At 70.0% G+C, this 21,176-nt stretch carries 14 protein-coding genes and 1 pseudogene; 14 read left to right on the forward strand and 1 reads right to left on the reverse strand.

The window, feature by feature from the left end:
• The first annotated feature begins 18 nt into the window (after nucleotides 1–18).
• The 10 genes from AB5J62_RS10525 (at nucleotide 19) to AB5J62_RS10570 (ending at nucleotide 12,675) form a co-directional block, all read left to right on the forward strand.
• Complete coding sequence (locus AB5J62_RS10525) at nucleotides 19–1,494, forward strand: amidohydrolase family protein (RefSeq protein ID WP_370948006.1); 1,476 nt, start codon at nucleotides 19–21, stop codon at nucleotides 1,492–1,494.
• Nucleotides 1,495–1,496: 2 nt separating this feature from the next.
• A complete protein-coding gene (locus tag AB5J62_RS10530; protein ID WP_370950227.1) occupies nucleotides 1,497–2,627 on the forward strand; it encodes a M20 family metallopeptidase in 1,131 nt (376 codons plus the stop codon).
• Between the two features lie 46 nt (nucleotides 2,628–2,673).
• Nucleotides 2,674–3,504: a GNAT family N-acetyltransferase gene (locus AB5J62_RS10535; RefSeq protein WP_370950228.1), complete on the forward strand. Its 831-nt coding sequence runs from the start codon at nucleotides 2,674–2,676 to the stop codon at nucleotides 3,502–3,504.
• Nucleotides 3,501–4,607, forward strand: coding sequence for an o-succinylbenzoate synthase (gene menC, locus AB5J62_RS10540; RefSeq protein ID WP_370948007.1), 1,107 nt, complete (start codon nucleotides 3,501–3,503; stop codon nucleotides 4,605–4,607). Before AB5J62_RS10535 ends, menC begins: the two co-directional genes overlap by 4 nt.
• Before the next feature lie 73 nt (nucleotides 4,608–4,680).
• Nucleotides 4,681–6,336, forward strand: a complete 1,656-nt coding sequence (locus tag AB5J62_RS10545) for a PucR family transcriptional regulator (RefSeq protein WP_370948008.1) — start codon at nucleotides 4,681–4,683, stop codon at nucleotides 6,334–6,336.
• 267 nt (nucleotides 6,337–6,603) lie between these two features.
• Nucleotides 6,604–7,902: an MFS transporter gene (locus tag AB5J62_RS10550; RefSeq protein WP_370948009.1), complete on the forward strand. Its 1,299-nt coding sequence runs from the start codon at nucleotides 6,604–6,606 to the stop codon at nucleotides 7,900–7,902.
• 18 nt (nucleotides 7,903–7,920) lie between these two features.
• Nucleotides 7,921–8,796, forward strand: coding sequence for a serine hydrolase (locus AB5J62_RS10555; RefSeq protein WP_370948011.1), 876 nt, complete (start codon nucleotides 7,921–7,923; stop codon nucleotides 8,794–8,796).
• A 29-nt stretch (nucleotides 8,797–8,825) separates the two neighbouring features.
• Nucleotides 8,826–10,211, forward strand: a complete 1,386-nt coding sequence (locus tag AB5J62_RS10560; protein WP_370948012.1) for a serine hydrolase domain-containing protein — start codon at nucleotides 8,826–8,828, stop codon at nucleotides 10,209–10,211.
• A complete protein-coding gene (locus AB5J62_RS10565) occupies nucleotides 10,208–11,095 on the forward strand; it encodes a serine hydrolase (RefSeq protein ID WP_370948013.1) in 888 nt (295 codons plus the stop codon). Before AB5J62_RS10560 ends, AB5J62_RS10565 begins: the two co-directional genes overlap by 4 nt.
• The gene (locus tag AB5J62_RS10570) at nucleotides 11,092–12,675 is read left to right on the forward strand and encodes an ABC transporter substrate-binding protein (protein WP_370948014.1); all 1,584 of its coding nucleotides are present in this window, start codon (nucleotides 11,092–11,094) and stop codon (nucleotides 12,673–12,675) included. The genes AB5J62_RS10565 and AB5J62_RS10570 overlap by 4 nt, the downstream gene beginning before the upstream one ends.
• A 29-nt stretch (nucleotides 12,676–12,704) precedes the next feature.
• Here the strand turns inward: AB5J62_RS10570 and AB5J62_RS10575 are convergent, their stop codons facing one another.
• Entirely contained in the window at nucleotides 12,705–13,940 is a 1,236-nt protein-coding gene (locus AB5J62_RS10575) for an IS110 family transposase (RefSeq protein ID WP_370948016.1), read from the reverse strand.
• Between the two features lie 248 nt (nucleotides 13,941–14,188).
• Between AB5J62_RS10575 and AB5J62_RS10580 the strand changes: the two genes are divergently transcribed.
• The 4 genes and pseudogenes from AB5J62_RS10580 to AB5J62_RS10595 all read left to right on the forward strand — a co-directional run bounded on the left by AB5J62_RS10580 (nucleotide 14,189) and on the right by AB5J62_RS10595 (nucleotide 21,079).
• Nucleotides 14,189–15,166, forward strand: a complete 978-nt coding sequence (locus tag AB5J62_RS10580) for an ABC transporter permease (RefSeq protein WP_370948017.1) — start codon at nucleotides 14,189–14,191, stop codon at nucleotides 15,164–15,166.
• A gap of 1 nt (nucleotide 15,167) precedes the next feature.
• Nucleotides 15,168–17,048: a dipeptide/oligopeptide/nickel ABC transporter permease/ATP-binding protein gene (locus AB5J62_RS10585; RefSeq protein ID WP_370948018.1), complete on the forward strand. Its 1,881-nt coding sequence runs from the start codon at nucleotides 15,168–15,170 to the stop codon at nucleotides 17,046–17,048.
• Nucleotides 17,045–17,743: pseudogene (locus AB5J62_RS10590) on the forward strand (ABC transporter ATP-binding protein); the annotation flags it as partial. The gene AB5J62_RS10585 and the pseudogene AB5J62_RS10590, both read left to right, overlap by 4 nt.
• Nucleotides 17,744–17,782: 39 nt before the next feature.
• Nucleotides 17,783–21,079: a serine hydrolase gene (locus AB5J62_RS10595; RefSeq protein WP_370948020.1), complete on the forward strand. Its 3,297-nt coding sequence runs from the start codon at nucleotides 17,783–17,785 to the stop codon at nucleotides 21,077–21,079.
• Nucleotides 21,080–21,176: the final 97 nt, after the last annotated feature.

The raw sequence follows: 21,176 nt of genomic DNA on the forward strand, positions 1-21,176 counted from the left end.
GTCGTGAGGAGACGGGGAATGGGGACACTTCTGCGTGGTGGCCGGGTCCTCGACCCGGCCACCGGCTTCGACGGCGTGGCCGATGTGCTGATCGAAGGCGGCAAGGTGGCCGCGGTCGGCACCGGGCTGACCGGGCCGCCGGGGACCGTTGTCATCGATGTCAGCGGGCTGGTGGTCGGGCCGGGTTTCGTGGACCTGCACAGCCACGTGCACTCGATCGCCGGTCAGCGGCTGCAGGCGATGGACGGGGTGACGACGGCGCTCGACCTCGAGGCGGGGCTGATGCCGATCGAGCGCGCCTACGCCGAGGCCGCCGCGGCGGGCAGGCCGTTGAACTACGGGTTCTCCGCGTCCTGGGGCGCGGCGCGGGGGCAGGTGCTGGCCGGGATCATGCCGGACGCGCAGATCGACAGCGGGCTCGACATCCTCGGAAACCCGCAGTGGCAACGGTCTTCGTCTCCCAAGGAGCTTGCCGAGTGGCTGTCCCTTTTGGAGGGTGAACTCGCCGCGGGCGCGCTGGGCATCGGGATTCTGATGGGCTACGCGCCGCTGTCCGAGCCCGCGGAGTTCCTCGCGGTCGCGCGACTCGCCGCGCGGGCGGGCGCGCCGACGTTCACCCACGTGCGCGAGCTGATCGAGGTCGACCCCGCGACGCCCGTCGACGGGTCGGAGGAGATCATCGCCGCCGCGGGCGAGACCGGCGCCGCGATGCACCACTGTCACGTCAACAGCACCTCGGGGCATCACGTCGAGCGTGTGCTGAAATCGCTGGACCGCGCGCGCCGCGAGGGCTCGCGGGTGACCGTCGAGGCTTATCCGTACGGCGCGGGTAGCACCGCGATCGGCGCCGCGTTCCTGGAGCCGGAACGGTTGCGGATGAAGGGACTTCGCGCGTCGAGCGTGCTCATGCTCGAATCCGGCGAGCGCATCGCGGACGAGGCGCGCTTGCTTGAGTTGCGTCGTGCCGACCCAGGCGCGCCGTGCATCCTCGAGTTCCTCGACGAACGTGATCCACGCGAGAACGGGATGCTGCGCCAGGCTTTGGCGTACCCGGACGCGATCGTCGCCAGCGACGCGATGCCGGTCTTCTGGCCGGACGGCAGCCAGGAAAGCACCAAATGGCCGCTGCCGCCAGGCGGGACAACGCATCCGCGCACGGCAGGGACGTTCTCGAAGGCGTTGCGCTTGATGGTGCGCGAAACCGGCGCGTGGACGTGGCTGGAGGCGTTCCGCCGCTGTTCCTACCTGCCCGCGCGGGTACTCGACGACGTGGCGCCCGCCGCACGGGGCAAGGGGCGGCTCGACGTCGGCGCGGACGCGGACCTCGTCGTGCTCGACCCCGCGAAGATCACCGACACCGCCACCTACACCGACTCGACGCGACCGTCCACGGGCGTGCAGCACCTGTTCGTCGGCGGAGTTCCCGTTATCTCCCAAGGAGAAATGCTCACCGACTCGTACACGGGCAGCGCGCTGCGGGGTGAGCCGCGATGAGCATGCTCGAAGACATCGAGACCTTGGTGCGGTGCGAGTCGCCGTCGTCGGACCACGCGGCCGTCGCGCGCAGCGCCGACGTCGTGGCCGCGCTCGGACGGCGGCTGCTGGGCGTCGAGCCGGAGCGCATCGTCACCGATGGCGTCACGCATCTGCGCTGGCGGTTCGGCGGCGACCCGCGGGTCCTGCTGCTCGGGCACCACGACACGGTGTGGCCGGTCGGTGCGCTCGAAACGCATCCGTTCGACGTGACCGACGGCGTGCTGCGCGGGCCCGGCTGTTTCGACATGAAGGCCGGGGTCGTGATGGCGTTGCACGCCGCCGCGGCGCAACCCGACCGCTCCGGCCTGTCGATCCTCATCACCGGTGACGAGGAGGTCGGCTCGCCGACGTCCCGCGCGCTCATCGAAGAGGAGGCGTGGGGCTGCGAAGCCGTTTTCGTGCTGGAAGCCTCCGCGGACGGAGGCGCGCTGAAATGCCATCGCAAAGGCACTTCCCTGTACTGGATCGAGGTCGACGGGCGCGCCGCGCACGCCGGGCTCGAACCGGAGAAGGGCCGCAACGCCGGCATCGAGATCGCGCACCAGATCCTCGCCGTGTCCCAGCTCGGAAACGCCGAGCGGGGCACGACCGTCGTGCCGACCGCGTTGACCGCGGGCACGACCATGAACACCGTCCCGGCGGCCGCGCGCGTGTCGGTCGACGTCCGCGCGTGGGACAAGGCCGAGCAGGAGCGGGTCGACGCCGCGATCAGGGAACTGCGGCCGGTGCTCGACGGCACTCAGGTCCGGATCGTCGGTGGGATCAACCGGGCGCCGCTGGAAACCGAGTCGTCGCAGGCGTTGTTCGACCTGGCCTGCGTACTGGCGAAGGAATTGGGCTTGGCACCACTCACTTCGGCCGCGGTCGGCGGTGCGTCGGACGGTAATTTCACCGCAGGAATGGGGATTCCGACGCTCGACGGGCTCGGCGCCGTCGGCGGTGGCGCGCACGCCGACCACGAGCACGTGCTCGTCGAGGAGCTGCCGCGCCGGACCGCGTTGCTCACCGAGCTGGTGAAAACCGTGCTGGCTCAGGGGAATCCGTACGCGGCGACGAACTCGGCCGGTGATTCTGGTGCGGCACAACGGTGACTTGCCCGGCGCTTCTGGAAAGGATGGTCAGGTGACCGAACTTGTGATGAACGCGCCGGAGCAGGCGGCGGACACCGCGGCCGCCGCTTCGGGAGTGACCGTCCGCGCGCTGTCCGAGGTGCCCGAGCTGGCCGCCGTGTGCGGGTTGTTCGAGTCGATCTGGCAGCGGGAGGAGCCCGGCGCCGGGCCGGTGACCCCGGAACTCCTGCGCGCCATGGTCGCGTCGGGCAACTACGTTTCGGGCGCCTTCGACAACGGCGAACTGCTCGGTGCCTGCTTCGGGTTCTTCGGCAGCCCGGCGAAAAGCGCGCTGCACAGCCACATCGCGGGTGTTTCGTCGAAGGGAATGGGCCGGGGGCTCGGATTCGCGCTCAAGCTGCACCAGCGGGCCTGGGCGCTGGGGCAGGGCGTCGACTCGATCTCGTGGACGTTCGATCCGCTGATCCGGCGCAACGCCTACTTCAACCTGACCAAGCTCGCCGCCGATCCGGCCGTCTACCTGCCGAACTTCTACGGCAAGATGCGCGACACCATCAACGGGACCGGTGACACCGACCGGCTGATGGTCACCTGGGACCTGCTGTCCGAGCCGGTGCGCGCGGCGGCGTCCGGCGAGCCCCGTCAGGTGCTGCCCGCCGGTGAAGCGGTGCTGCTGGCCGACGCGGACGGCCGCCCGGTGCTCACCCCGTCCGACGCGCCGCTGGTGCTCGCCGGGGTGCCCGCGGACATCGAGGCGGTGCGGCGGGCCGACCCGGCGCTGGGGAGCGCGTGGCGCGTGGCGCTGCGTGAGGTGTTGCACGGCCTGATGGCGGACGGCGCCAAGGTCGTCGGATTCGATCGTGCCGGCTGGTACGTGGTCTCGAAGGAGCAGTCGTGAAACTGTCCGGTGTGGAAGTACTGCGCGTCAGCATGCCTTTGGTGGCGCCGTTCCGTACCTCGTTCGGCTCGCAGGACGCGCGGGACATCCTGCTGCTGCGCGCGGTGACGCCGTCGGGGGAGGGCTGGGGCGAGTGCGGCGCGATGGGCGCGCCGGTCTACTCGTCGGAGTACACCGACGGCGTCGAGCACGTGCTCGAACACTTCCTGGTGCCCGCGCTGCTGGGCGCCGGTGAGCTCACCGCGAACAAGGTCGCGCCGCTGCTCGCCAAGTTCAAGGGCCACCGGATGGCCAAGAGCGTGCTGGAAATGGCCGTGCTCGACGCGGAACTGCGCGCGCACGACCTGTCCTTCGGCGCCGCGCTGGGGTCTACAAAGGACCGCGTGCCGTGTGGCGTCTCGGTCGGGATCATGGACTCGATCCCGCAGCTGCTCGACGTCGTCGGCGGCTATCTCGACGCCGGGTACCTCCGTATCAAGCTGAAGATCGAGCCTGGCTGGGACGTCGAGCCGGTGCGCGCGGTCCGTGAGCGTTTCGGTGACGACATCCTGTTGCAGGTCGACGCGAACACCGCGTACACGCTCGCCGACGCCGCGCAGCTGGCCAAGCTTGACCCGTTCAACCTGCTGCTGCTGGAACAGCCGCTCGAAGAGGAGGACGTGCACGGCCACGCCGAGCTGGCCAAGCACATCCGCACCCCGATCTGCCTCGACGAGTCCGTTGTGGACGCCCGCTCGGCGGCCGACGCGATCCGGCTCGGCGCCTGCCGGGTGGTCAACATCAAGCCCAGCCGGGTCGGCGGCTACCTGGAGGCCAAGCGGGTGCACGACGTCTGCGCGGCGAACGGCATCCCGGTCTGGTGCGGCGGGATGATCGAGACCGGGCTGGGCCGCGCGGCCAACGTCGCGCTCGCCTCGCTGCCCGGCTTCACCATGCCGGGCGACACCTCGGCGTCCGAGCGCTTCTACCGCCAGGACATCACCGAGCCGTTCGTGCTCGACGAGGGCCACCTCGCGGTGCCGACCGGGCCCGGCTTGGGCGTCTCACCGATCCCGGAGCGTCTCGCCGAGGTGACCACCCGAAAGAAGTGGCTGAGTTCGTAGCGTCCGACGAATCCGGTGTTAGATTTCGTCGGATCGGACCACTCGGGTCCGATGTGGCGGCGTTTACGTTCGGATGGTGCTGACACCGGTGCCGGGAAAGATCCACACCAGCCTGGCGCGCGTCCTCGAGGACCTCGGGGACGTGCTGCTGGAGCCTGTCGCGGGGGTGCGCGGGTCCGCGAGCGTCGGCGGCGTGGTGATCCACGACCCGCTGGACACCTCGGAGTTCCCCGCCCGCGCGATCGTGCTCGGCGTCGGCGTCCGCTCACCCGAGGAGGTGACGGAAATCCTGCGCGCCTGCGGCACGAAAGGCGCCGCCGCGCTGGTCATCCGCCTCCCGTTCGAGCCTGTGGCGGAGGTGCGCCGGGCCGCCGAAAGGTCAGGCGTCGCACTGCTCGGCCTCGCGAACGGCGCGTCGTGGGCTCAGCTCGCGGCCCTGTTGCGCACCCTGCTGGCCGAGGGCGACGTCGGCGGCGACACCCAGACACTCGGCGGCATCCCGTCCGGTGACTTGTTCGCGCTGGCCAACGCCATCGCGTCACTCCTCGACGCGCCCGTCACCATCGAGGACCCGTCGTCCCGCGTGCTCGCCTTCTCCGGCCGCCAGGAGGAGGCCGACGAAGGCCGGATCGAGACGATCCTCGGCCGCCAAGTTCCCGAGCTGTACACCCGGGGCTTGGAGCGCACCGGGGTGTTCGACCGGCTGTACCGGGGACTGGAGCCGGTCTACGTCGACCCGGACGAGCAGGACTTCGAGATGGCGGTGCCCCGCGTCGCGCTCGCGGTCCGCGCGGGCGACGAGATACTCGGCTCGATCTGGGCCGCGGTCCCGGGACCGCTGAGCGAGCTGCGCACTCAGGCAATGATCGATGCGGGCAAGCTCGTCGCGTTGCACATGCTGCGCATGCGCGCCGGCGCCGACGTCGAGCGCAGGCTGCGCGCCGAGCTGGTCGGCACCGCGCTGGAAGGCGGAACCGCGGCGCCCGAGGCGATCGCCCGTCTCGGCCTGCTCGGCCAGCCCGCGATCGTGCTCGCGATGGGCCTGGCCGGAATCGGCGACGACGACGTCCGCCGCGTCGCCGACCGCCAGCGGATCGCGGACGCGCTCGCCATGCACCTGAGCGCGGTCCAGCCGCGGTCCGCGGTCGCGCTGGTCGGGGACGTCGCGTACGCCATCGTCCCGATGCCGGTGACCGACTGCCGCGAACGCTCCGTCCGCCTCGCTTCGACGTTCCTGGAACGGACCGGCCGCCGCGTGACGGCCGCGATCGGCATCGGCCCGCTGGCCCCCGACGGCCCGGGACTGCGGCGGTCCCGCGACGGGGCCGACCGCGCTCTGCGAGTGCTGCTGACCAATGGCGGGTCGCGCCGGGTGGCGACGGTCGAGGACGTCCACGTCGACGCGTTGATGCTGGAGCTCGCTGATTTGGCGGCCGCGCGCGGAGATGTCGCGGCGGGCCCGGTCGCGCGGCTGCTGGATTACGACGCGCGGCATCAGTCGCAGCTCGTGCACACGCTGCGGTGCTGGCTGGATGCCTTCGGGGATGTGGTGACGGCGTCGGCGATGGCTTTCGTGCACCCGAACACGTTCCGGTACCGGCTGCGGCGGCTGGCCGAGGTCGGGGAGATCGACCTGGACGACCCAGGGCAGCGGTTCGCCGCGATGCTCCAGCTGCGCCTGCTTCCCCAAGCCGGGGCGGAACCCCTGCCCGGGGCAGACGAGACTTAGCGACTGCTCCGGGCCCTGTATGAAGGGAGCCTTCATACAACGGGTGCGTATGAAGGGAGCCCTCATACAGGTGGGCTGTATGAGGGGAGTCTTCATACAACTCGGGTTCGCCCAGGCCGAGTGCATGGTCCCGGTCATCGGGACTAGTGCGCACGGCCGGAAAATGCACCGAGGGTTCGTGTGCTCGTACGAACCCTGACCTTCACCGGATGTTCAGACTGAACGCCACGCCTTGCGCCGCAAGGAATCCGGATGGAGGTGCCGCCGATGACGCCGGTCCGAGCGGAGAACACAGCGGGAAACACAGCGGAAGACGCAGCCGGGGACACAAAGGACACAGCCGAGCTGTGGACGGCCAAGCGGGTCAACCGGACCGCGTTGCTGACCATGGTGGTCATGCTGTTCGCCTGGTCGGTGGACTACGTGGACCGGTTCTCGATCAGCATGGCGTTGCCGTTGATCGGGCGGGAATTCGGGGTCGGCAAGACCGAACAGGGCTGGCTGATCACGGTTTTCGCGCTCGTTTACATGATTTGCCAGATTCCTGCCGGGTATCTCGCGGACCGGTTCGGGTCGCGGGGGCCGATGCTGGTCACCTTGGTCATGTGGTCCGTCTTCACCGCGTTTTCGGGAATGGCGGGCACTTTCGGGATGCTGTTGGTGATTCGCGGGTTGTTCGGGGTGTGCCAGGGATGTTTTCCGGCGGCTTCGATCAAGGCGATCTCCGAACGGACGACGCCGGAGAACCGGGCGACCACGACCGGGGTGATGATGGCGGCCGGTGGGGTCGGCGCGGGTATCGCTCCGCTGATCGTCGGGCCGTTGCTGCTGGCGGTCGGGTGGCGGCACACGTTCGTGTGGATCGCGGCCTGCGGCGTGATACTGGGTGTCGCGGTGTGGGCGCTTCTGCCGAAGCCACTGCCTGCGAGGCTCAGTGAGAACCGCAAGGAAACCCAATCGCCGCAAGGGATCTCGCGTAAGCAGGTGCTCAGGTCCCCGGTGATCTGGAAGTTCGCGCTGCTGTTCTGCGTGAGCAACATGCTCGCCTACGGGCTGGTCACCTGGGTGCCGAGTTACCTGGTCGAGGTGCGGCACCTGCCGCTGGATCAGACCGGCGTGTACGCGGCGATCCCCATGCTGGTCGGGATCGGGACCACCATTCTCGGCGGCTGGCTGTTCGACAAGTACTTCCACGACCGGGCGCGCTGGTATCTGGCGGTGGTGTCGCTGGTGACCGCCGGGCTGCTGGCGTTGATGGTCAACGCGAGCGGGACCGTCGAGTTCACCGTGTACGAGACGCTCGCCGTGGGGGTGTCGAGCATGGCGACCATGGCCGTTTTCGGGCTCCCGCTCAGGGTTCTGCCGCCCGCCCTGGCCGGGCTGGGCGCCGGGATCATGAACTTCGGCGGGCAGGTGGCCGGTGCGGTCGCGCCGGTGGTCATGGGGTTGCTGGCCGACCACTTCTCGTTCACCGCCGCGTTCGGGTTCCTCATCGTCACCACCGTGCTCACCGCGGTCGTCGCCTTCTGGGTGCCGCAGCACGCGGGCCAGTTCACCTTCCGGTAAGTCCACAAAGGAGTGTCAATGCGAGAGATACTGGCCCGCGCGGAAGAAGTGGGTGTCCAGGTGTGGCTACACGCCGAGGAGGTCGACGGGCCCGGCCGGATCGGGATCGGCGAGAGCGAGCCGGTGGTGACCGCGTCGGTGTTCAAGGTGCCGGTCGCGCTGGAACTCGCGCGCCAGGCCGCCGAGGGTGAACTCGACCTCGCCGAGCCCGTGACCGTGCCGCCGGGGCATCCGACGCCGAGCCCGTACGGCCTGGCGACGTTCCAGCACGAGGTCACCATGTCGTGGGCGGATCTCGCGGTGCTCATGATCGGCATCAGCGACAACGTCGCGACCGACCTGATCCTCGCCAAGGTCGGCATCCCGAAGGTCGCCGCGCTGCTCGAAACCCTCGATCTGCCCAACACGGTCGTCACCAGTGACTGCGCCGACCTGCTCGCCACCATCGGAGAGGACCTCGGCGAGCCGTATCTCGACGACGAACTACTGCTCGCGAAGCTGCCTGTCGAGCGGTTGCTCGAGCTCCGCGCCCTGGACCCGAAACAGAACCGCGGCACCACGCCGGAGGAGATCACCAAGCTGCTGAGCCTGATCTGGCGTGACGAGGCGGCGCCGCCGCGGGCGTGCGCGGACGTCCGGCGCTGGCTCGGGCTGCAGGTCTGGCCGCACCGGCTGCGCTCCGGCTTCCCGGACGACGCGATCAAGACCAGTGGCAAGACCGGCACGCTTCCCTTGGTACGCAACGAGGTCGGCGTCGTCGAGTATCCCGATGGCGGCCGGTACGCGGTCGGCGTCTTCACCCGCGCCGTCGACGCCCGAGCCAGGGTGCCGGAGCGCGACGCGTTCATCGGATTCGCCGCCGCGCACGCCGTCGGCCTGCTGCGCTCTGCCTGACAAGCTCCGCCTGACCAAGGAGAACCCCAGTGTCGAAACTGCAAGAAATCGGTGCCTGGCTGGAAAACCGGCTGCCCGGACTGCTCGCCGAGAACAAGGTGCCCGGCGCCGCGGTCGCGGTCTACGCCGGCGGCGAGCTGGTCGAGGCCGCGGCCGGCGTGCTCAACCGCGAGACCGGTGTCGAGACGACCACCGACTCGGTGTTCCAGATCGGCTCCATCACCAAGGTGTGGACGACCACGCTCGCCATGCAGCTCGTGGACGAGGGCAAGCTGGACCTCGACGTACCCGTCCGCACCTACCTGCCGAACTTCAAGCTCCAGGACGAAGACGCCGCCGCTCGCGTCACCACGCGTCAGCTGCTCAGCCACACCGCGGGCTTCGAGGGCGACATCTTCACCGACACCGGCCGCGGCGACGACGCCGTCGAGAAGCTCGTCGACAGCTTCGGCGACGTGCCGCAGCTGTTCGCGCCGGGGGAGCTGTTCTCCTACAACAACGCCGGCTTCTGCGTGCTCGGCAGGCTGATCGAAGTCCTGCGGGAGAAGCCGTTCGCGGACTGCTTGCGCGATCACCTCTTCACCCCGCTCGGCCTCACCCACGTGGCGCCCAGCCCCTACGAGGCGATCCGCTTCCGAGCCGCGCACGGCCACGTCCAGACCGACCCGGACGCCGAACCCGAACTCGCGCCCGCCTCGGTGCTGGCGCCCTCGAACGCGCCTGCCGGGTCGATGCTCGCCATGCGCCCGCGCGACCTGATCGCCTTCGCCGCCATGCATCTGAGGGACGGCGAAGGTCAGAACGGCACCCGCGTGCTGAGTGCGGAAAGTGCCCGCGCGATGCGGGAAGCCCAGATCCAGGTGCCGAAGACCGGGCTGGTCGGCGACACCTGGGGACTCGGCTGGACGCTCTACGACTGGCCGGGCGGCCCGGTGCCGGGCCACGACGGCGGCACGATCGGCCAAAGCTCGTTCCTGCGCATCGTGCCGGGCAAGGACGTCGCGGTCGTCGTACTGACCAACGGCGGCAACGTGATGGCGGTCGCCGAAAAGATCCTCGGCAAGGCGCTGGCCGAACTGGCCGGTGTCGAGGTGCCCCCGTTGCCGGTGCCCGACGCCGCCGCCCCGCGTGTCGACGCGAGCCGGTTCGTCGGCGAGTACACCTCATCGGTCGAACGGACCGTGATCAGCCAGGACGAGGACGGCCGGATCTGGATGGAGAAGTCGCCCAAGGGCGTCTTCGCGGACCTGCTCGTGCCGGGCAAGATCGAGCTGGTCGCGTTCGGCGAGGACACGCTGATCCCGCTGAAGCCGGTGCAGGGCATCTACGTCCCGCATTCCTTCATCGGCGACGACGGCGACGGCCGTGCGCTGCTCCTGCACGCCGTCCGCGGCGTCCGGCGGGTGAACGCATGAGCGTCGAATCCGGGATCAAGCAGGTCTTCGCCGACGCGGGCGCGCAAGGTTTCCTGTACGCCAAGGAGATCGGCGGTGACGTCGAAGTCTCCGTCGGTGGCGACGACCAGGTCGTGCTGGCGTCCGTGTTCAAGATCGCGGTCGGCGTCGCCTACGCCAGGGAGGTCGTCGCCGGACGCCTCGACGAGACCGAGCGCACCAAGGTCGGCTCGCGGTACCGCATCGGCGGCATCGGGACCGCGGGCTGCGCCGACGACGTCGAGATGAGCTGGCGTGACCTGGCGCTGCTCATGCTGACCATCAGCGACAACGCGGCGACCGACGTCGTGTTCCACCGCGTCGGGCAGGAAGCCGTCGACCAGGTGCTCGCGGACCTCGGGCTCGGCCGGACCAGGATCGACGGCTGCTGCGAGGACCTGGGCAAGTCGATGCTCGCCGACCTCGGCGCGGACGAGAACGCCGACGAAGAGGCGGTGCTCATGGCCGCCACCCCCGAGCAGATCTGGAAGCTCTCGATCCTCGACCCCGAGCGCACGATTTCGTCCACACCAAGGGAAATCGCCCAGCTGCTGGAAGCCATCTGGACCGACAAGGCCGCCGAACCCGAGGCGTGCGAGCGGGTCCGCTCGATCATGGCCAAGCAGGTCTGGCCGCACCGGCTCTCGTCCGGTTTCGAAGACGGGATCACGGTCGCCGCGAAGACCGGCACGCTGCCCGCCGTCCGCAACGAAGCCGGCGTCGTGTCCTATCCGGACGGACGGCGGTTCGCGGTCGCCGTGTTCACCCGCGCCGACTCGCTCGCGTTCCGCCTGCCCGCGGTCGACGCCTCCATCGGCAAGGCCGCCCGCCTCGCCGTCGATCACCTGATCGGAGCTTCCCGATGATCCGTACCTGCGCCGCGCTGGCCGCGGTGGTGGCGCTCGCGGGCGCCAGCGCCTGCGGGACCGGTTCCGGTGACCCCGCGAACCAGAAACCGGTGGACGGCAAGACGTTCAGCTTCGGCATCGGCTCCGACCCCGGCAACCTCGACCCGCACATGACCGTGCTCTCGGTGACCAACCAGGTCGCCAGGTTCCTCTACGACACCTTGATCGACGTCGACACCGACGGGAAGCCGATCCCCGGTCTCGCCGAGAAGTGGGAGGCGACGACCACCACCGCGTCGTTCACCCTGCGCCCCGGCATCACCTGTTCCGACGGCTCGCCGCTGACCGCCGCCACGGTCGCCGCGAACATCGGCTTCGTCGGCGACCCGGCGAACAAGTCGCCGCTGCTCGGCATCCAGCTCGCTTCCGGCACCAAGGCGACAGCCGACGAAGCGACCCGTACGGTCGTGGTCACCAGCGGCGCGCGGGACGCCTTCCTGCTCCGCAACGTCGGCGGCCTGCCGATCGTGTGCGACAAGGGCCTGAAAGACCGCAAGCTGCTCGCGAAGGGCGAGAGCGGCACGGGCATGTTCGCGATGACCGAGGTCGTGCCGAACGACCACTACACGCTGACCCGGCGCAAGGAGTACACCTGGGGCCCCGGCCAGTGGAAGGCCGAACCCGGGCTGCCGGACAAGGTGAACCTCCGGGTGATCTCGAACCTCACCACGGCGGCCAACCTGCTGCTCTCCGGTGAGCTCAACGCCGCGGCCATGCCGGGCCCCGACCGCCAGCGGCTGGAGGCGCGCAAGCTCTTCCACGGCGACTTCGTCGCGGCGCTCGGCGAGATCTTCTACAACCAGGCCGAGGGCAGGCCGGGCAGTGACGAGGCCGTGCGCCGCGCGCTGACCCAGGCGCTCGACCTCCCGCAGCTCGCCAAGGTGCTCACCGCGGGCAGTGGTAAGCCGTCGCAGGGCCTGGTCACCAATGAGCCCAATGTCTGCGCCGGCGACTCGATCAAGGGCAACCTGCCCGCGTTCGACCAGGCGGCCGCCAAGTCCACTTTGGATGGAGCGGGCTGGAAGCCAGGTCCGGACGGGATCAGGGCCAAGGGCGGGAAGAAGCTCGCCATGACCGTCCTTTATGGAACGCAGCTCGGCCCGACCATGGCCTCGACCGCCGAGCTGGCCCAGCAGGCGTGGAAGGCGATCGGCGCCGACGTGACACTCAAGGCCGTCGACAGTCCAGGGCTTTCGGCGGTGCTGTTCGGCACCGGGGAATGGGAGGTCTCGCTCGGCCCGATCGGGCTCGTCCTGCCGAGCCAGGCGGTGCCGTTCATGTCCGGGCCGTCGGCGCCGGACGGGACCAACTTCGCGCACATCAAGAACGCCGAGTACGAACGCCTGGTCGCCGAGGCCGCGGCGATGCCGGGTGAGGCGGGTTGCCCGAACTGGCTGGCCGCCGAAACCGCGCTGTTCAAGAAGGTCGACGTGGTGCCGTACACCAACTCCGTCGTCCCGTTCTTCGGCAGCGGCGCGAAGTTCACGATCAGCCAGTCGAGCATCACCCCGTCCTCGATCCGGATGCTCGCCTCATGACACCCCTTGTGTCAACCTCAGGATCAGAATCAGGCTGCGGCCTGCTGGTGGGTGTGTTGCTGGGCGCCTGCGTGCAGGGTGGGGTCGTAGGGTGTGCTGTTTTGCCAGCAGCGCCACATCACGCGGATCCAGGCTCGTGCGAGGATGCGGGTGGCGTGGGGGTGGTCTTTGCCCGAGGCTCGCGCCCGGTCGTAGATGTCGGCTGCCCAGGGGCTGGAGAAGCGGCTGTTCGCGGCGAAGGTCGTGATTGCCAGGCGCAGTCTTTTGTTGCAGGCCCACCGGAAGCTGACGCCGCGTTGCTTGCCGGATGCCTTGGTGACTGGGGTGATTCCGGCGAGCGCGGCGATGGCGTCGGGGTGGTCGAACGCTTCGCGGGCGTCGCCCCATTCGGCGAGGATCTGGGCGGCGTTGATGGTGCGGCGGGGGAAGGACTGGAAGACTTCGCTGTCGGGGTGGGTGTCCATCTTCTCGGTGATGGAGCGGTCCAGGTTCTTGATCGCGGTGTTCAGTGCGGTCAGGACGCCGACCTGGGCGAGGACGGCGTCACGGATGCTCTCGGACACGACGGGGTCGTTGGTTCCGGCAGGAGCGGCGCGCAGCCGGGCAAGCAGGACCGCGGCGGTTTTCCTGCCCGAGTAGCCTTGTTTCGCGCAGAACGTGGCCAGTCGTTTCTCGGTCAGGGACGTGGCCGAGGCGGCGGTGGGGTAGGCGGTGAGGAACGCCAGGGCGATCGCGGACTCGATGTTGGCGAAGATGGCTTTGGCGCCGGGCCACTGGGCGTCCAGCAGAGCGGCGAGCTGGTTGACCGCCGCGACCCGGGCATCGACGAGATCACCGCGGCTGCGGACCAGGGCGCGCAATGCCTTGGTATGACTGGACAATGGTGCGGCGGGGCGCAGCCGGTGGAAACGCACGCGCAGGTAGTCGGCGATCACGTGGGCGTCGCCGGGGTCGGATTTCGCGCCGGAAAGGACTTCGGCTTCACGCCAGGTTTTGATCGCGTTCGGTTTGACCGGCAGCACCGGGTGCCCGGCGGCCAGCAGCGCGTCAACCAGTCGGCCGTCCGGGCGTTCGATCGCGACCGGCGTCCGCTCGGGCGGGGCGAGCTTGCTCAGCCGAACGGCCAGCCGGTTGAACCCGGCGGCGGTGTGCTCGATGGTGAACGCGGCGACCTTGCGGCCGTCTCGGTCGAGTACGCACACGGCGTGTTCGACCGCGGCCCAGTCGATCCCGGCATAGAACAACGGCCCGTCATGCTGCGGCAACTATGTCGCCTTCCTGCGTGCAGTCCAGGGCAGGAGCCAGGCGGAGGCGAGGGAACCGACGGCAGAGTGGTCACTAACCGGCGCTCGATGGCGCGTCCCTTTGTCATCGCTTCGCGGTTCCGGGGAAGCCGGGGGCGGCAGTGTCATGAAGGCCCACGAAGGGCGACCACTACGGGCCGTCACCCCGGCTTCCGCCTAGTTCCTACCACAAGCCCCATCGGAGGGCCCGCACGGAAGAGGGTGCACTAGTGACCACGGCGGTACTGCCCGGCGCACGGGTGAACCCGTGGCCGGGCTTCGCCGCCAGGCGCCTCGGCCGGTTCGCCGTCTCGCTGTGGGTGCTGGCCACCGCCGCGTTCGCGATGATCCACCTGGTGCCGGGTGACCCGGTCCGCGCGTCGCTCGGCATGGGCGCGCCCGCCGAGCTGATCGCGGCGCGGCGCGCGGCACTCGGGCTCGACGATCCGTTGTGGCTGCAGTACGTGCGTTACCTGCGCGGGCTGGTCACCGGTGAGTTCGGCACCTCGATGGCCAGTGGTCAGCCGGTCGCCGACGTGATCGGTGACCGGCTGCCCGCGACCTTGCAGCTGGCGGTGCTGGCGTTCGCGGTGGTCGTGGTGGTGGCGGTGCCGCTCGGCGTGCTGTTCGCGGTGCTGACCCGCGGCGGCCGCCGCCGGGCGGGTGAGCTGGGGTTCACCTCGGTGACCGTCGTGGTGGCGGCGATCCCGGAGTTCCTGCTGGCGGTCGGGCTGGTCGCGGTGTTCGCGGTCGGCTTCGGCTGGTTCCCGGTCGCGGGCAGCGCGGACGCCGCGTCGTTCGTGCTGCCGGTGCTGGCGCTGGCCATCGCACCGGCGGCCGTGCTCTCGCGGATCGTCAGGGTCGAGGTGCTTTCCGTGCTGGACAACGACTTCGTCCGCACGGCGCGCGCCAAGCGCTTGCCTGCTTGGAAGATCTACGCGCGGCACGCGCTGCCCAACGCGCTGACCGCGTCGCTGACGCTCGGCGGGCTCATGCTGACCGGCATGGTCGCCGGGACGGTGCTGGTGGAGAACGTGTTCGCCTGGCCGGGCCTGGGTTCGACGATCGTCGCTTCGATCGTCGGCAAGGACTATCCGCTGGTGCAGGGGATCGTGCTCGTCTACGGAGCGGGCGTGCTGCTGGTGAACCTGCTGGTCGACGTGCTGCTCGCGCTGCTCGACCCGCGTTCGACGATTCGGGAGGCTTGAGATGAACCGGCTCCGGAACGCGGCGCGGACCCCCGTCGGCGCCTGCGCGGCGGTGCTGCTGGTGGCCATGGTGGCGCTGGCGGTGTTCGCGCCGATCATCTGGGGTGACGCGGCCGCGGTGGTCGACACCGACGCGATCGCCCAGTCGCCGTCAGCGGCCCACCCGTTCGGCACCGACGCGCTCGGCCGCGACATCTTGTATCGCACGCTGGTGGCGACCCGGCTCTCCGCCGAACTCGCGCTGCTCGCCACGGCGATCGGGCTGGTGGTCGGTATCGTGCTCGGCACGGTGCCGACCGTGCTGCCGCGACGGCTCGCCAGGCTGCTGGTCGCGGCGGTCAACATCGCGGTGGCCTTTCCCGGCCTGCTGCTCGCGCTGTCACTCGCGGCGATCATCGGCGTCGGCACGGAGGGCGCGGTCCTCGCCATCGCCTTCGCCATGGCGCCCGCGTTCGCCAGGCTCGTGCAGACCCTCTCCGCGAGTGTCGCCGGACGGGATTTCGTCGCGGCGGCAAGGGTTTCCGGGGTCGGCAGGCTGCGGCTGCTGACCAGGCACGTGTTGCCGAACATCGCCGAGCCGCTGGTCGTGAACGCGACCATCGGCGCCGGGTCGGCGTTGCTCGCGTTCTCCGGGCTGTCCTTCCTCGGCATCGGCGTGCAGGCGCCGGACTACGACTGGGGCAGGCTGCTGCGCGAGGGCCTCGACGGCGTCTACGTGAACCCGGCGGCCGCGCTCGCGCCCGGCGCGGCGGTCGTGCTGGCCGGGCTGGCGTTCAACCTCGCGGGTGAGACCGTGGCCGCGGTGGTCGGGCTGCGCACGCCGACCTCGAAGCGCAAAGCGGGCAAGCCGCCGGAGCCGCACGCGCCGGCCCCCGCGGTTGTGGCGGGGGAGAACCCGGTGCTCGTGGTCGAGAACCTGCGGGTGGCTTTTCCCGGACAGGGCGGCTGGACGGTTCCGGTGCGCGGCGTGAGCTTCGCGGTGGGTGCTGGGGAAGCGGTGGGTGTGGTCGGCGAGTCGGGCTCCGGCAAGAGCCTGACGGCGCTGGCGGTGTCCCGTCTGCTCGAAGCGCCAGCCGAGGTGACCGCCGATCGGCTCGAGTTCGACGGCGCGCCGCTGGAGTCCACTTCGGACCGGGTGCTCGGCACCTCGCTGGCGATGGTGTTCCAGGACCCGATGTCGTCGTTCAACCCGACCAGGCGGATCGGCTGGCAGCTGGCCGAGGTTTCCCAGCAGCACCAAGGACTTTCGCGCAAGGACGCGCTCGAGCGGGCGGCCGACCGGCTGGCCGCGGTGCGGATTCCGGACGCCGCGCGGCGGTCACGGCAGTTCCCGCACGAGTTCTCCGGCGGCATGCGCCAGCGGGCGATGATCGCCATGGGCCTGATGGGTGAGCCGAAGCTGATCGTGGCCGACGAGCCGACCACCGCGCTCGACGTCACCGTCCAGCGCGAGGTGCTGGCGCTGCTCACCCGCACCCGTCGTGCGGAGGGGGCGGCGATCCTGCTGATCAGCCATGACATCGCGGTGGTGTCGCAGACCTGCGAACGGGTGCTGGTGATGTACGCCGGACGGATCGTCGAGGACCTCCCGACCGCAGACCTGCGCGACGCGCGGCATCCGTACACGCGGGCGCTGCTGGCCACCACTGTCGACTTGACGACAGATCGAGACGCCCCGCTGCTCGTGATCCCCGGCCGTCCGCCGGAGCCGGACCGGATGCCCGCCGGCTGCGCGTTCGCCGAACGCTGTCCGATGGCGAGCGATCGTTGCCGTACCGAGGATCCGGTGCTCACCGGGGACGGGCACCGCGTCGCCTGCTGGCATCCGCACGAAGTGGAAACACCGGTCTGTGAAACGGCGGCGGCGGGAGGATCGGCATGAGTGAGCTGAAGTTCGAGGCGGTCAGCGTGCGCTACGGCGAGCTGGCCGTGGTCGACGAAGTCAGCCTGACCGTCCCTTCCGGACAGGTCGTCGGCCTGGTCGGCGAGTCGGGTTCGGGTAAGTCGACGCTCTCGCGGACCGCCGTCGGGCTCGTCACGCCCAGCGAAGGCCGGGTGCTGCTCGACGGCGTCGACGTGCGTGACTTGCCCAGGCCGCAGCCGGTGCGCATGGTGTTCCAGGACCCGTTCTCCTCACTGAATCCCCGGATGCGCATCGGTGACGCGATCGCCGAGGCGATGCCGCGCCGGGCACCCGGTAAACCGGCCGAGGTGGCCAGGCTGCTCGACCTCGTCGGGCTCGACCCCGGCCGGGCCGGGCACCTCCCGGCCCAGTTCTCCGGCGGGCAGCGGCAGCGGATCGCGCTGGCGCGTGCGCTCGCGGGCGACCCCCAGGCGTTGATCGCCGACGAGATCACCTCCGCGCTCGACGTCTCCGTGCAGGGCGCGGTGCTCAATCTGGTCCGCGACCTGCAACGGCGGCTGGGCCTTTCGATGCTCTTCATTTCGCACAACCTCGCGGTCGTCCGGTATGTCAGCGATTTCGTCGCCGTGATGTACCAGGGCCGCATCGTCGAAGCAGGCCCGGCCGAGCAGGTCCTGACCGATCCGCAGCACGACTACACCCGCGAATTGCTGGACAACCACATCCCGACCGTCGTTTAAGGAGGCAGCCGCATGACCCGGCGCCTGACCATCGATGACCTCTACGCACTCGCTTTTCCGGAGCAGCCCGCGATCGCGCCCGACGGCAGCCGGGTCGTGTACGTGCTGCGCACCGCCGATCGCGAGGCGGATTCGGACACCCGCTCCCTCTGGCAGGTCGGCACCGACGGCGGCGACGCCGTCCGGCTCACCCGCGGCAAGTCCGACCGTTCGCCCGCGTTTTCCCCTGATGGAAACAAAATCGCGTTTCTGCGCGAGGGGAACGTGTGGCTGCTTCCTGTCGCCGGTGAGCCGGCGCAGCTGACCGAACTTCCGCTGGGCGCGGGCACACCGATGTGGAGCCCGGACGGTTCCGCGATCGCCTTCAGCGCGCCCGTCGATCTCGCCGCAGGTGAAGGCGACGACGACGCGGCCCGCGCGCGGCCCGTGGTCGTCGACCGGCTCGGGTTCAAGGCCGATGGCGCGGGGCTGATCAGGACCGTCCGCACGCATCTGCACGTCGTCGACGTCGCGTCCGGCGAGGTCCGGCAGGTCACCGAGGGGGACTGGCACGCGGGCGAACCCGCCTGGTCACCGGACGGAAAGCGGCTCGCGTTCGCGGCTTCGATGGACGACGACGCCGACCTCACCTTCCGCTCCGGCGCGTACGTCGTGGCAGCCGACGGGTCCGGCGACCCGGCGCTGATCGGCTCCGGCACCGGCATGTGCGGCGCGGTGCTCTGGACCGCCGACGGCACCGCACTGCTGGTCGTGGGTGCCCGTCACACCCGGACCGGGCACACCGAGCTGCTGCGCGTGCCGCTCGACGGCGGCGAGACCGTCGACCTCGCCGCGGCGCTCGACCGCAGCCTGATGCCGGGCGGCCCCGGCTACCCGGGTGCGCTGCCGCGTGCGCTCGAGGACGGCTCGGTGCTGTTCTGTGTACGCGACCGCGGGCACACCCACCTCTATACGACGACGGACGGCGCGCCACGCCGGATTCTCGGCGACGCGACGACTTCGGTGTCCACTTTGGACGTCGCGGGCGGTACGGCGGTGACCGTGCTGGCCACGCCGGAGTCCTACGGCGAGATCGTCACCGTCGACCTGGCGGACGGCACGGTCAACCTGCTCACCTCGCACGGCAACGACGACGTCGAGCTTTTCGTTCCGCGGGAACGGGAATTCGCCATCTCCGACGGCACGACCGTGCATGGCTGGCTGGTCAGCGATCCCTCGCTCGACGGCCCGCGGCCGCTGCTGCTGGACATCCACGGCGGTCCGCACAACGCCTGGAGCGGCGTGGCCGACGCGGTCCACCTCTATCACCAGGAGCTGGCCGCGCGCGGCTGGGCGGTGCTGCTGCTCAACCCGCGTGGCAGCGACGGTTACGGCGAAGCGTTCTTCACCGGCGCGGTCGGGGAGTGGGGCACGGCCGACGCGAAGGACTTCCTCGAGCCGCTCGACGATCTCGTGGCCGAGGGCGTCGCGGACCCGAAGCGCCTGGCCGTCTCGGGTTACAGCTACGGCGGCTACATGACCTGCTACCTCACGAGCCGGGACAACCGGTTCGCCGCCGCGGTCGCGGGCGGGGTGGTCAGCGACCTGGTCAGCCTGGCGGGGACCTCGGACTTCGGGCATTTCCTGGGCGCGGCCGAAATGGGCGCGAACCCTTGGGAGGACCGCGAACGGTACCGCCGCTCGTCGCCGATCGACGGCGTCGAGCAGGTGCGCACGCCGACGCTGATCGTGCAGGGCGAGGAGGACCATCGCTGCCCGGTGGGGCAGGCCGAGCAGTGGTTCACCGCGCTGCGCGAACTGGACGTGCCGACCGAGCTGGTGCGGTACCCCGGCGGCTCGCATCTGTTCATTTTGGACGGTCGGCCGTCGCATCGGATCGACTTCAACCGCCGGATCGCCGAGTGGGTCCAGCGGTACGCGGTCGCACAGGGCACCCCGGCGCGCCGTCCGATCGACGCCGCGCACTGGCAGCGCCGGTTGACCGCGCTGGCCCGTAAGCACGGCGTTCCCGGTGCGGCACTGGGCATCCAGCGTGACGGCGAGCCGATCTGCTTGAGCACCGGCGTGCTGAACACGGCCACCGGCGTCGAGACGACCCCGGATTCGGTGTTCCAGATCGGGTCGATCAGCAAGGTCTGGACCTCGACCGTCGCCATGCAGCTGGTCGACGAAGGCCTGATCGAGCTCGACGCGCCGATCATCGACGTGTTGCCCGAGCTGCGGCTGGCCGACCCGGACGTGGCCAAGCAGGTCACGCTGCGGCACCTGCTCACGCACACCAGCGGCATCGACGGCGACGTGTTCACCGACACCGGCCGCGGCGACGACTGCCTGGAGAAGTTCGTCGAGGTGCTCGACGACGCCGCGCAGATGCACCCGCTCGGCGCGACCTTCTCCTACTGCAACTCGGGTTTCGTCCTGATGGGCAGGGTGATCGAGAAGCTCACCGGGCAGACCTGGGACCAGGCGCTGCGCGAGCGGATCTTCACCCCGCTCGGCCTGAAGCGCGCGACCACGCTGCCGGAAGAAGCACTGATGTTCCGCGCGGCGATGGGCCACGTGAAGGCCGAAGACGGCCCGAAGCCCGCGCCCGCTTGGGGACTGCCCCGATCGGCTGGCCCGGCTGGGCTGATCACCGCGTCGGTCGAGGACGTGCTGGCGTTCGCACGGCTGCATCTCGACGGCGGCAAGGCGCCGGACGGCGCCCAGGTGCTGACCGAGGCCACGGTCGCGTCGATGATCGAGAAGCAGGTCGACCTGCCCGACAAGCACAGCATCGGCGATTCGTGGGGCCTCGGCTGGATCCGGTTCGACTGGGACGGCGAGCTGCTCTACGGCCACGACGGCAACACCATCGGGCAGTCCGCGTTCCTGCGGATCCTGCCGTCGCACGGCCTGGCGGTCACCATGCTCACGAATGGCGACGGAGCCGCCGACCTGTACCGTGAACTGTTCGGTGAGATCTTCACCGAATTGGCCGACATCAGGATGCCTGCACTGCTGGAACCACCCGCTGATCCATCCATAGTGGACTCGTCGCGGCATTTCGGCTTGTACGAGCGGGAGTCGGCGCACGTCGAGATCTTCGCCGAGGGTGACCGCGTGCGGATGCGGTACACGATCACCGGAGACCTGGCCCACCTGATGCCGGACCCGGTGAAGCTGACTGACCTGGTGCCGGTCGCCGACGGCCTCTACGTGACCCGCGAGCCGGGCGACCGTGCCTGGATGCCGGTCGTGTTCTACCAGCTCGAAACCGGCGAACAGTATATGCACATGGGAGTCAGGGCGACGCCGAAAGTCGCTTGACCGCAAGGGTTTCCGCTGCCGCCGACGGCTCGCGCCGTCGGCGGCAGTAGGCCGAGCGGGTACGGGGGTTGGTCCGATCGGGGATCGGTCGTCGCGA

Source organism: Amycolatopsis sp. cg5 (assembly GCF_041346955.1).
Lineage (GTDB): Bacteria > Actinomycetota > Actinomycetes > Mycobacteriales > Pseudonocardiaceae > Amycolatopsis.

Bases quoted from the DNA above. Each gene is read 5' to 3' on its own strand.
- AB5J62_RS10525 (WP_370948006.1), top strand. From the start codon at position 19: ATGGGGACACTTCTGCGTGGTGGCCGGGTCCTCGACCCGGCCACCGGC.
- AB5J62_RS10530 (WP_370950227.1), top strand. From the start codon at position 1,497: ATGCTCGAAGACATCGAGACCTTGGTGCGGTGCGAGTCGCCGTCGTCG.
- AB5J62_RS10535 (WP_370950228.1), top strand. From the start codon at position 2,674: ATGAACGCGCCGGAGCAGGCGGCGGACACCGCGGCCGCCGCTTCGGGA.
- AB5J62_RS10545 (WP_370948008.1), top strand. From the start codon at position 4,681: ATGGTGCTGACACCGGTGCCGGGAAAGATCCACACCAGCCTGGCGCGC.
- AB5J62_RS10550 (WP_370948009.1), top strand. From the start codon at position 6,604: ATGACGCCGGTCCGAGCGGAGAACACAGCGGGAAACACAGCGGAAGAC.
- AB5J62_RS10555 (WP_370948011.1), top strand. From the start codon at position 7,921: ATGCGAGAGATACTGGCCCGCGCGGAAGAAGTGGGTGTCCAGGTGTGG.
- AB5J62_RS10565 (WP_370948013.1), top strand. From the start codon at position 10,208: ATGAGCGTCGAATCCGGGATCAAGCAGGTCTTCGCCGACGCGGGCGCG.
- AB5J62_RS10570 (WP_370948014.1), top strand. From the start codon at position 11,092: ATGATCCGTACCTGCGCCGCGCTGGCCGCGGTGGTGGCGCTCGCGGGC.
- AB5J62_RS10585 (WP_370948018.1), top strand. From the start codon at position 15,168: ATGAACCGGCTCCGGAACGCGGCGCGGACCCCCGTCGGCGCCTGCGCG.
- AB5J62_RS10595 (WP_370948020.1), top strand. From the start codon at position 17,783: ATGACCCGGCGCCTGACCATCGATGACCTCTACGCACTCGCTTTTCCG.